Source organism: Pseudomonas sp. ABFPK (assembly GCF_001586765.1).
Classification (GTDB): Bacteria; Pseudomonadota; Gammaproteobacteria; order Pseudomonadales; family Pseudomonadaceae; genus Aquipseudomonas; species Aquipseudomonas asiatica.
The window spans coordinates 16,191-27,145 of the sequence record NZ_LQXW01000038.1 but is presented as its reverse complement, the minus strand read 5'-3'; the positions used below and the strand labels follow the sequence as shown (position 1 = coordinate 27,145).

The 10,955-nt window shown below is 62.4% G+C and carries 8 protein-coding genes and 1 pseudogene; 2 read left to right on the top strand and 7 right to left on the bottom strand.

Annotated features, from left to right (window positions below):
• Positions 1 to 500: 500 nt before the first annotated feature.
• The gene (locus WM94_RS21295) at positions 501 to 1,415 is read left to right on the top strand and encodes a hypothetical protein (RefSeq protein WP_156485989.1); all 915 of its coding nucleotides are present in this window, start codon (positions 501 to 503) and stop codon (positions 1,413 to 1,415) included.
• Positions 1,416 to 1,618: 203 nt separating this feature from the next.
• On the opposite strand, the pseudogene WM94_RS21290 reads toward WM94_RS21295, so the two are convergent.
• Together WM94_RS21290 and WM94_RS21285 are read right to left on the bottom strand one after the other, a co-directional pair.
• A pseudogene (locus WM94_RS21290) lies at positions 1,619 to 2,020 on the bottom strand (DDE-type integrase/transposase/recombinase); the annotation flags it as partial.
• 100 nt (positions 2,021 to 2,120) lie between these two features.
• A complete protein-coding gene (locus WM94_RS21285; RefSeq protein ID WP_061552068.1) occupies positions 2,121 to 3,659 on the bottom strand; it encodes an MFS transporter in 1,539 nt (512 codons plus the stop codon).
• A gap of 109 nt (positions 3,660 to 3,768) precedes the next feature.
• Between WM94_RS21285 and WM94_RS21280 the strand changes: the two genes are divergently transcribed.
• A complete protein-coding gene (locus tag WM94_RS21280; RefSeq protein WP_015268872.1) occupies positions 3,769 to 4,659 on the top strand; it encodes a LysR substrate-binding domain-containing protein in 891 nt (296 codons plus the stop codon).
• A 185-nt stretch (positions 4,660 to 4,844) separates the two neighbouring features.
• Here WM94_RS21280 and WM94_RS21275 read toward each other — a convergent pair whose 3' ends face one another.
• The 5 genes from WM94_RS21275 to WM94_RS21255 form a co-directional block, all read right to left on the bottom strand.
• Entirely contained in the window at positions 4,845 to 6,098 is a 1,254-nt protein-coding gene (locus WM94_RS21275; protein WP_015268873.1) for an arsenic transporter, read from the bottom strand.
• 76 nt (positions 6,099 to 6,174) lie between these two features.
• Positions 6,175 to 7,449, bottom strand: a complete 1,275-nt coding sequence (locus tag WM94_RS21270) for an MFS transporter (RefSeq protein WP_061552067.1) — start codon at positions 7,447 to 7,449, stop codon at positions 6,175 to 6,177.
• 12 nt (positions 7,450 to 7,461) lie between these two features.
• Entirely contained in the window at positions 7,462 to 8,145 is a 684-nt protein-coding gene (locus WM94_RS21265; RefSeq protein WP_061552066.1) for a hypothetical protein, read from the bottom strand.
• 166 nt (positions 8,146 to 8,311) lie between these two features.
• Positions 8,312 to 9,661, bottom strand: a complete 1,350-nt coding sequence (locus tag WM94_RS21260) for a sigma-54 dependent transcriptional regulator (RefSeq protein WP_061552065.1) — start codon at positions 9,659 to 9,661, stop codon at positions 8,312 to 8,314.
• Entirely contained in the window at positions 9,646 to 10,788 is a 1,143-nt protein-coding gene (locus tag WM94_RS21255; protein WP_256207036.1) for a PAS domain-containing sensor histidine kinase, read from the bottom strand. The genes WM94_RS21260 and WM94_RS21255 overlap by 16 nt, the downstream gene beginning before the upstream one ends.
• Between the last annotated feature and the right edge of the window lie 167 nt (positions 10,789 to 10,955).

Below are 10,955 nucleotides of genomic sequence, written 5' to 3'. Positions count from 1 at the left end.
GCGTACTCGAAATCGGAAAAGCTCATCTGGCTCATGGGATGGCGGGCTTGTAGAGGGCAGTTGGACGGAGGGCTATTTCAGCACAGGTCAGATGGCCTGTGCTGACTTGATCGGAGAATCCCTAGGCGCGAGTACTGGGGGCACTTAGGGCCTCCGCACGTTCGTAACGCAATCGGAGTGCGCGATCCCGCCGGGTACGTAGCCAGGTACGCGCTGCTGGTACGCATTCTGGCGGTGATGCTGGGGCAGCTCGCACCGGTGGTTCGCGCTACAGGTTCGCAACCCCGATGGCGCGAACCTAGGCGGCCTGCGTGTTGAGAAATGTTGAGGTTGCCAGGCCCGGTTACCACTCTGGTTTTCCATGGTATTGCAGTGTTTTCCGCTAGCAACCATGGCCTGATCACGAAGAAACCCACGAGGACAGCGCGACGAGCTTGCAGGCTATTTATGAAAGCCTACGGGCGCGTAGGATCAATATGCACAAATCGGAGGGTGCCTTTATGAAATTGGTCATGGACTTCAAGGGCGACTGGCACGAAACACTCAAGGAGATCATGAAGTCAGAATGGGATCTCGACACGAGAGCAATCACTGAAGACGTTCCTGTTCATTACTTCAACGCGGCCCAACGCCGCATAACCGCGACGCCGAGAAAGATTCTTGTATCTGATGATTTTCACTGCCCGGCCGAACATTTGCAGGGGTGGGAAAAGATCAAGCGAGGCGTGATAGAGGGTAAGGATCTCAACCCCCATCTGAGTAGACTCATCGGCAAGGTAAAAAAAACTGATCTTCTGCTCAGCGACTGGGGAGTTCACCACCTACATCTGGGCACCGTATTAGAAGGGCGGTACATGGCCAGAACAGGGCCGCTTTTATTTGCACGAGTGACCAAGGAAGTTTTTTATGCGATCAATATCTATACGCATTATGACTTCGCAGATGCGGAGATCGTGGAGGTAATCCACAGGAACTGGCCTAAGTCGATTGAACGTTGGATTCTTCGTGGAGTCCGGCAAGAGGGCAGGCTCACTTCGGATCAACGGGAAGCTCTTCGCAAGAAACGATACAATTCCTTTGTTCAAGTATTAGACGGTACTACATACGCCCCGATTGGCGGAGGCTTCGTTTTTTCTGGGCACAGCGTCCACGCGATCACCGAGATGGACAAAGAGCATTATCTTTTGGAAGAACTGGAAAAATTGGTGGTTGACTTAATGCCGGAATTGCTTCCAGAGCTGGAGCAGCGGGGTTATCTGAAAGGAAACGAAGTAAAGGTCAGTTTATTGCTTACCGACCTCGCTTACTTTGCTCATTTCACTGAATACGGAATTGCCACCGAGCTACAGAAACGGCGTCCAGGCCCTTGGAGTGCTGTCGTCTCCAAAAATGCCCAAACCTTGAAGTGGGCTTAGGCGTGGCACGCGCACTTTGACTACGCTTTGACGGAATGTGAGACAGGCATGAGACGAAATCGGCGCCGACTGAGCGTCTGAAGTCAGTCCTGTGCGGGAGGCTTTTAAAGTTACGGGCCTGGCCGTCTCATACCCCTGACAGGCCTTAGACGGATTTTGGACAGCTTTGGACAGATCGTCGCTGGTGTTGCGCGGTGTAGTGGTCAACTAATCCCGGACACCGGATTAAGTTTTTCCTCGGCAATCGCCGGAGGTAACCCACCGTTGAACTGATGCGGTCGCTCCCAGTTGTAGCGCTGCATCAGAAACCTGCCGATGTCCTGCTGTGCCTGCGCAGCACTCATGTAGCCCACACTTGGCACCCACTCCGTTTTCAGGCTGCGGAACAAACGCTCCATAGGCGCATTGTCCAAGCAATTACCTCTGCGGCTCATGCTTTGCTTGAAGCGGTAACGCCACAACCGCTGACGAAAAGCTCGGCTGCCTTACTGGCTGCCCTGATCACTGTGAAACAGTACATTCTGCGGCCGCCCGCGGTGCTCGTACGCCATGTCCAGCGCCTTGATGACCAATTCGCTGTCCGGTTTGGGTGAAAACGCCCAGCCGTTTGGCCAGTGAGCGGTGTGGGAAGGTCATGGAGCGAAGCGGCCAGGCCCCTGAGCGTTAGGCAAGATCCCGTTGTCGCGTGTAATCGCCATGCCGTCGTCAGCCCCGCACCGAATCGGAGGCTGGCAGGCTGCTGTGAGGCGCTTTGGCACGCCTTGCCTGCTCGTCCTGACCAAGCAAGAAGAACGCCGCTCCAGCCGACAACACGGTGAACCCGATCAGCACCAGCACCAAGGTGCCGAAGCCGTCCAGATACGCGGCCTGCAGCAGCAACGGATCGACGCCCTGAACCTGGCCCAGGTCGCCCATCACCAGGCGCTGCGCCAGTTCGTTGTAATCGCCGGCAGGTAGTACGCGCCCAAGACTGTTACCTACCAACGCGGTGAGCAGGGCGATGGTGATCGCCAGGGCGACACCTTCGCCCGCTACCCGGGTGGTGTTGAAGATGCCGGCGGCCATGCCTGCTTGCTCTTTGGGGATCACGCTAACCGCCAGCCCGTCCATCAGGCCCCAAGGGAAACCGGTGCCGATACCAATCACCAGCATTGCCAGCACCAGTTGCTGGTAATCGCCAATAGCGGCATGGGCCAACAGGTACAATCCCGCGGCCGCCACCAGGAAGCCTGCAGCCGACAGCACGCCAGCACTTACCCAGCGGGTCAACCAAGCGGCCAGCAGCGGGACCACCAGCATCGGCGCCGACAGTGCCAGCATGATCAGGCCGCTGTGCATCGGGGCGAGGCCTTCTACGCCGATCAAGCGAAACGGAAGCAGTACGATCAGCACGATGTAGCAATAACAGGTGCCGATCGGCAGAATCTGCACCCCGACAAAGCGCGGGTATTTCAGCAGGCTCAGCTCGAGCATCGGCTGCCTGGCGCGCAGCTCGATGGTCACGAACGCCAGCAAGCTCAGTGCCGCGCCGCCGAACAGGGCCAGGATCAGCGGGGAGCGCCAGCCGGCCTGCGGCCCCAGGATGATCGCAGTGGTAAACAGTGCGAGCATGCTCGAGAAGGCAAGCACACCGGGCAGGTCCAGCTTGGGCGCTTCGGGGTTGAAACTTTCGCGCATCCGTGACAACGCCGCCAGCAGCGAGATCGCTGCAAGGGCCGCGGTGCTGACGAAGATCAAGCGCCAGCCGAACTGTTCGATCAGCAGGCCGCTGACCATCGGCCCGAACGCCAGGCCCAGCCCGAACGTGGTGCCAAGCAGGCTGAACGCGCGCGTGCGGGCCTGGTCCTCGAACTCCTGGGCCAAGGCGGCGGAGCCACTGGCCAGGGCAGCGGCGGCGGCAACGCCTTGCACCGCCCGCAGCGCATCAAGCCAGACGATGCTGTAGACGCTCGCCAGCAGGATGCTGACGATGACGAACAGGGCCAGGCCCAGCGTGAACAGGCGCTTTCGCCCGTAAATGTCCGACAGGGTTCCGGCTGCCATCAGCAGGCTGCCGAAACTGAGCATGAAGGCGTTGGTGATCCAGGTAAGCGAGGACGGCTCGGCATCGAAGGCCTTGCCGATGGCAGGCGTGGCCACGGCGCCACCGGTGAAACTCAGCGGCAGCACCAGGGCGGCCAGGCAGATGGCTGCCAGAACATGGTAACGGCCCGCGTGCGGGGTGTGGTCAGTAGCCTGATCCATTGCGCTATCCCTCCTGTTGTAGCACCGTGTGCGTTAAATCTATAGTGGCCGTAATGCTGGATAAACAGGCTGGGACTCCTCTCATAATGGACAAAAAGGAAGTAATGCCATGGAAAGCCTGAACGGCATCCTCGCCTTCGTGAAAACCGCCGAGTCGTTGAGCTTTGTCAGCGCGGCGCGGGCGATGGGTATTTCCGCATCGGCGGTCGGCAAGAACGTTGCCCGCCTGGAGAGTTCGTTGAAGGTGCGGCTGTTCCAGCGCAGTACGCGCAAGGTCAGCCTGACGGCGGAAGGCCAGCTGTTCTATGAGCGCTGCCGGCGCATCCTCGACGACCTCCAGGATGCGGAGGCCATGCTGTCCCATGCGATACAGGCCCCGCGTGGTCGCTTGCGGGTCAGCCTCCCGACCATCGGCTACCGTTTTCTGCTGCCGTTGATGCCGGCTTTTCGCAAGGCATACCCTGAAATCGAACTGGAAATGGACTTCAACGACCACTTGGTCGACCTGATCGACGATGGCTTCGATGTGGTAATCCGCAGTGGTGGGCTAGCCGATTCAAAATTGATGTCGCGCAAGCTCGGGCCGTTCCGCTTTGTCCTGTGCGCAGCGCCTACCTACCTGGCACGCAAGGGGCGGCCCCAGACGCTAGCCGACCTGGAGCGACACGACTGCCTGCGCTATCGCTTTGTCACGACCGGCAAGATCATGGACTGGAGCCTCGGCGCCGATCCCGAGATTACCCAGTTGCGCTTACCCACGGTGCTGACGCTGAACAACATGGAGGCAATGCTGATGGCTGCGGTGGACGGCCATGGTATCGCCTACATGCCGGACTTTCTGGTACGTGAATCGGTCAGGACTGGCGCACTGGAAAGCCTGCTTGATGCGCATACCTCCGACCAGGGCCAGTTCTGGGCGCTGTGGCAATCGAGCCGGCACCTGTCGCCGAAGATCCGAGTGTTCGTCGACTTCATCGCCGAGCGTTTGTTCAAGGCGTAAATTGCCCGGCGCCTCCCACGATCTCCACAACACATAACTCATTGAGTTGGCAGTGACCTAGTGGGAGCGGGCGTGTCGAGGCGTCGAACCGCCGCGAACACCGGCGCAGCTGGTGCCAGGCATCGCGTTGGATTCTTCGCGGGCACGCCCGCTCCCACACGGTACGCGGACCGCTTGCGAGCGCTTCACAAATGAAGCAACCCCAACGCCCCGATCAAGGCAGGCGGCATTACCAGCGCCCCCAGGCGCAGGAAGTCCAAGGCACCGACGTGTTCGCCTTCACGGCGAACGGCAACCAGCCAGAGCAAAGTGGCCAGGGAGCCGGTAATCGACAGGTTCGGCCCGAGGTCGACGCCAATCAGCAGCGCTGCAGTGGTTTTCGCGGGTAAATCGACAATATGGCCAACGGAACCTGCGATCAGGCCGGTCGGCAGATTGTTCATCAGGTTGCCGGCGATAGCCGCGACCACGCCGGCGCCCCAGCTCGCCTGGTGCTCGGAGCTGCGCGCCAGCGCGGCCAAGCCATGGGCCAGGTGCTCGATCACACCCGTCTGTGCCACCGCTTCCACCAGCACGAACAGGCCCGCGACCAACGGCAGTACGCCCCATGCCACACCTTTGAGCACCGGCATCGGGTTGCGCCGTTGGCGCAGGTGGATCAGCCCGGCCGTGGCGATGCCGGCGCAGAAGGTGGGTAAGCCAAGCTGCCGGTCCAGGGCGGAGGTCAGCAGCAACAGGGCGCCTGTCAGCACGATACCCAGCGCGCACAAGCGTGCACCGCTGGACAGCGGTTGCATGTCGATAGTCGTTGCCAGGGGCTGGCGTATCTGTTTGCGTTGGGCCAGCCGCAGCACCAGGTAGGTCAGGCCGATGGCCGCAAGCGAGGGCAAGGTGAACTGCCGCAGCCAATCCAGCAACGGCGGCATCTGGCTACCGAACACTACCAGGTTGGCCGGGTTGGAAATGGGCAGCACAAAGCTGGCGGCATTGGCGATGAAGGCACAGATGAACAGATAGGGCAGCGGCTCGGCCTTGGCCGCCCGGCATGCGGCGTACACCGCTGGGGTCAGCACCACCGCGGTGGCATCGTTGGAGAGGAACACCGTTACCAGTACCCCCACCAGGAATACCAGGTCGAACAGGCGCTGGCCGGAGCCCCGGGCATGCTGCACCGCGTACATGGCCAGCCAGTCGAACAGCCCTTCCTGGCGTGCCAGTTCGGCCAGCACCATCATACCGATCAGAAACAGGTAAACATCGCCACCCTCGGCGACAGCGCCGAGGGCCGTGGGTAGTGGCACCAGGCCAAACGCGGTCAGCAATACAGCGGCGCCGACTGCCCAGACATATTCCGGCACCCGCCAGGGGCGCAGGATTACCCCACCGGTCGCAACGGCGGCGACGGCCCAGATGAGCGAGGATGGATCAAATACAGGCATGCAGTTTACTCAGGTGAATGAATGAGTTGGCGCGGCTTGGCCGGGTGCCAGCCTTTGGTGGATGGCGTGCAGCACGCTATATCGTGTCAACGTTATTTGGCTGAGCTGGCAATTGCCGGCTAGGGTGTCCCTTCCTAAGGCCTGTCTGATAGGTGAGTAGCCCGATTGCAGCCACGATACCGAGAACAACGAAGGCTGTGCCATAGCCGAAATGTTGCGCGATCCAGCCGGCGAGTGCGTGGCTCATGGCCGCGCCTATTCCCTGTATCGTCATCACTGCACCAAGCCCTGCATTGATGTGCCCAGTGCCGCGCAGGATGGAAGCGACAAGCCCAGGCAAGGCGACACCCAGCAGGCCTGCCCCGATTCCATCAAGGGCCTGTACCGGAATCAGGGCCCACGGGGACTCCCAGCAACCGGCGATCAGCCCGCGCAAGGGCAAGGCCAGGAGGGCGGCAAGGATCAGTGCCCGATACCCGTGCCGAGAGGCATGCCGCCCGGCCCAAAGCGCCACGGGGATCATGACCAGCTGCGCCACGATGACGGTGGATGCCGTGAACACGCTGGGGTCGGCCAGCCCACGCGTGACAACCGACTGTGCCAGCAAGGGCAGCATCGCGGCATTGCCAAGGTGGAACAGCAGCATGGTGATCGCGAGCAGGCCCAGTTCGCGCGAGTGCGTCAAAACCCGCACCATGGAAGGCGAGGGGCTGCTACCTTGCGCAGGCTGGTTGCCAGTGAGGTCACCACCGCGGGCACGCTCATGATCGATGTCATGTGGATCGATCTTGCGCAAGCAGGCAAGAGCCGCGCACGCCATCAGGGCCATCAGGACGAATACGGCTGACAGCCCCCAGCGGTAGCCTGCCAGCCCGGCCAAGGCAGCCGCTACCACGTTGCCGGCATGGTTCCAGGCTTCGTTGATGCCGAGCTGCCGAGACAAGTCTTTCTGATCAACGATGCCCAAGGTGATGCCCATGATGCCGGCGCCCATCAACGCACCCACAACACCCGTCACCACTTGAGAGGCGACGGCGACGCCGAACGTTGGCGCCGTCCATAGCGCTGCCGTGGCGAGAATGAGTGCAATTGCGCCGCTTGCCAGAAGCAGTCGCTTGTGGCGCGAGGCGTCGATCCACGCGCCCATCGGCGTGGTCGCCAACATGCCTGCGATGCCGCTGGCGGCCATCACGTAGCCAATGTCATCGGCTCGCCAGCCGTGGCTGGCCAGAAACACACCAAGGAAGGGGCCCAGGCCGTCACGGACATCGGCCAGGAAGAAGTTGAGGCCGGACAGCCAGCGCCGTGAGCTGGCATGCGCCGGGGGTATGGAAGGTGTTGCCGGGTGCATAGAGGCATTCCCTTATGGCGCGCGGTCATAGAGCGGCTGCAGGGTGGATAACGTGGTGCCCATGCTGACCGCTTCCAAAGCGGTGCCAAACGCATTGCGCGTGCCCAGCCCGGATGCCGCGAACGGTGCGCCCGTCTGCACGGAAATACGCAGGCTCTCTGACGGGAAACGTACGATGCTGCCATCGCTCAGGATGACGCCGTTGGCCTCGCCCCGTGGGCCAGTCAGCACGGTCTCCACCTGGCCTTCCACCTGTTGGGGCTGCAGGCGCTGGGCGCGCAGGTGTGGCGGCAGGGCTCGGCCTTCGCCAACCGGTGGCGGCTGGTTGTACACGGTGCGCCCGCTGTCGGCGTGGATGATGGCGTCGGCTTTGACTGTGCCTCGCGTTTCCGCCCGCCCGATGATGCGGACGGCGTCCCCCACTTTGACCGTGGCTGTGAGCGCATCGGCCATGTGCGGTGGAAACTTTGCAATGGTCCCGTCGCTCAGGCGCAGCCCGTCGACCTCACCATAGGGATTGATGAGCATCCGTTGCACCTGGCCTTCCACCACGTACTGGCTCACCAGGCCAGGTGTTTCCACACCCTGATGCGGTGTTGGAGACAGATGGGCGGCGGCGGGCGGCATGGCATGCGCGCTGAGGCTACCCAGGCCAATTGCCAGTGCAAGAGATGTGGCGATGAAATACCTGGACATTGGAGAAGCTCTTTTGGGTGGGAACACCCAACCTGTAGCGCAAACACCATGCCAGATAAAATTGTTAATTAAATCAATCAGTTATGATTGATAGGAGTGATGTGCCGTCCGATTACGTGACGCTAAGGTGTCACGGAATCGGACACCTCCTTTGCGTGCGAAGGGGTTAGTCCAGATCGAACTCGGCCAGCTTGCGGTAGAGCTGCTGGCGAGACAGACCGAGGCGCCGCGCCGCCTCTGCGCGGTTGCCCGCCGTCGCAGCCAGGGCGCGCACGATCATTTCGCGCTCCAGCTGGGCAACGGCCTGTGCCATTGGGCCTTCCCAGTCGATGTCCAGGCCCGGGGTGGGCGCCGCCGCCGTCTGCAACCCGATGTGTTCGGCCTCGATGACCGGGCCGTGGCTGAGGATGGCCGCGCGCTCCATGGCATTGCGCAGTTCGCGCACGTTGCCCGGCCAGGAATGGGCCAGCAGCAGCCGGGCTGCCGCCGCGCTCAACCGCTTGGGCGAGTCGCCGCCCAGCAGGCGTAGAAAGTGTTCGGCCAGCAGCAGCACGTCGCCCAGGCGCTCACGCAGCGGCGGCAGCCACAGTGGTACTACCTGCAGGCGGTACCACAGGTCTTCCCGGAAGCGCCCCTCCTTGACTGCGCTGGGTAGGTCTCGGTGGGTGGCCACGATGATGCGCACGTTCACCGGCTGGGCACGATTGGCGCCCACGGGGGTGATTTCGCGTTCCTGCAGCACCCGCAGGATCTTCGCCTGGGTGGCCAGCGGCATATCGCCTATTTCGTCGAGGAACAGGGTGCCGCCATCGGCCTCGCGAAAGCGCCCGGTGCGTTCAGTGATGGCACCGGTGAACGCGCCTTTGACATGACCGAACAGCTCGCTTTCCATCAGTTCGGCCGGGATCGCCGCGCAGTTGACGGCGACGAAGGGGCCGGTGGCTCGCCCGCTGTTGCGATGCAAGGCACGCGCGACCAGTTCCTTGCCTGTGCCCGTCTCGCCCAGGATCAACGCAGTGGCATCGGAGTTCGCGGCCAGCCCGATACGCTTGAAGACCTGGCGCATGGCCTCGCTGCTGCTGACCAGTTCGGTGCCATCCACGGGCTCTTTTGCGGCAGGTGATGCCCCGGCCGCCTGGGGGTTGTCTGGGGTGCTGGCTGCCCGTCGCAGGGCCCGTTCGAGCGTCTCGATCAGGGCGGCCCTGGTCACGGGCTTGGTCAGGTGGTCGAACGCGCCCAGGCTCATCGCCTCGATGGTGTTGCCGCCACTCGCATAGGCGGTGAGCATGATGCACGGCACCTGCGAGATGCGCGCCGCGCGGCGCAGGAACACCAGGCCATCCTCGCCCGGCAGGCGCAGATCGACGATGGCCGCATCCACGTCCTCGGTGCGCAGCCTGTGCAGGCCTGCATCGGTGGTTTCAGCCTGCAGCACCGCATAGCCCAGGTCTTGCAGCATTTCTGCAAGGCTGTCGCGGAATGCGGCGTCATCGTCGACGATCAGGATTCGGGCCACGGTAGCTCCATCTCTATGCGCGTTCCTTTGGCCGACTCGGCGAGACCGACCCGCCCGCCGTGACCCTGCACGATCTCGCGCACCAGCGCCAGCCCCAGGCCGGTACCTCCAGCGCGGTTGGTGGAGAACGGTTCTAACAGTGTATCGCGCAGGTCATTCGGAATGCCGGAACCATCGTCCGCCACCCACAACAGCAATGTGCCGCGGTGCGTGCGATGTGCACCGAGCTCGATTTCACCGCGTTCTTCCGTGTGCGCCAGCGCATTGAGCAGCAGGTTGTCAAAGACCCGCGCCATTTGTGTCGGGTCGAACAGCGCAACTTGCTTCGCGCTAGCGGTCAGCTCCGGTTCAACGGCCAGTGTTATTCGTACGCCTTTCTTTTGCGCTGCTTCGGCGTGGGCATTACGCCGCTCCTCCAGCCATTCCTGCAGGTCAACTGCCTGGCGCTCGGCGCGGAAAGGTTGGGTCAATGCCAACAGGCTCGACACCAGCGTCTCCAGCCGTGCCGTTTGCGAAAGTACGGCCTCCAGGGCACCAACCACACGTGCTTCGCGCCGGTCAGCCGGTGCAGCCATCGCGTTTTCCACCTTCATGCGCATCGTGCCCAAAGGGTTGCGGATCTCGTGTGCAAGCCCGGCGGAAACGCGCCCCAGCGTGGCCAGGCGTTCGGACTGGGCCAGTTGCTTTCGCAAATGCGCCGACTGGCGCTGCCAACGCGAAATCATCCAGCCCAGCCATGCCCCGGAGACAACGACCAGCGCCAGCAGCAGGCTTACCGCGAGTATCAAGGTATTGACTGTTTCTGTGGCCAAAAGCGGAACGCGCATCAGGGTCCAGGCGATCAGCTGCCGGTCATAGGCCTGAACGGGGCATGCGGCGAAAGCCACGGCTTCGCGCAAGCCCGGTCGCACATCCGCCACCAGGCCTGCAGAATCCTGCGCACGCTGGGCCGTGGAGGCAATGCGCTGCAACTCGGCGCTCGGCGGGTCGCGTTTGATTCCCGTGCCGTCGTAGGTTGGGAAGGCGTAGGCCACCACACCCGCATCCGCTCGCCAGAAGCCGCCCTCCATGCCCGGCTGGTCGCGCAGCGCCAAATCCAGCACTGCCTGTGCGGCAGCGGGGGGCATGAGATCAGGGTGGTCTTGTGCAGGCGGGAGCTGCTGGCGAACCCGTGCCGCACCCGCCTGGAGCGCCTGGCAACTGGTCGAGGTGAGTTGGCGCGCCTGCGCAATCTGAGGGCCGGCACCTTGGCGGCTGATTATCAGCAGCAGCCATCCCAGCACAAGCGCAACTG

What these genes read in the sequence shown, in the direction of transcription:
- WM94_RS21295 (WP_156485989.1), top strand. Translation starts at nt 501, where the DNA reads ATGAAATTGGTCATGGACTTCAAGGGCGACTGGCACGAAACACTCAAG.
- WM94_RS21285 (WP_061552068.1), bottom strand. Translation starts at nt 3,659, where the DNA reads ATGGATCAGGCTACTGACCACACCCCGCACGCGGGCCGTTACCATGTT.
- WM94_RS21280 (WP_015268872.1), top strand. Translation starts at nt 3,769, where the DNA reads ATGGAAAGCCTGAACGGCATCCTCGCCTTCGTGAAAACCGCCGAGTCG.
- WM94_RS21275 (WP_015268873.1), bottom strand. Translation starts at nt 6,098, where the DNA reads ATGCCTGTATTTGATCCATCCTCGCTCATCTGGGCCGTCGCCGCCGTT.
- WM94_RS21270 (WP_061552067.1), bottom strand. Translation starts at nt 7,449, where the DNA reads ATGCACCCGGCAACACCTTCCATACCCCCGGCGCATGCCAGCTCACGG.
- WM94_RS21265 (WP_061552066.1), bottom strand. Translation starts at nt 8,145, where the DNA reads ATGTCCAGGTATTTCATCGCCACATCTCTTGCACTGGCAATTGGCCTG.
- WM94_RS21255 (WP_256207036.1), bottom strand. Translation starts at nt 10,788, where the DNA reads ATGCCCCCCGCTGCCGCACAGGCAGTGCTGGATTTGGCGCTGCGCGAC.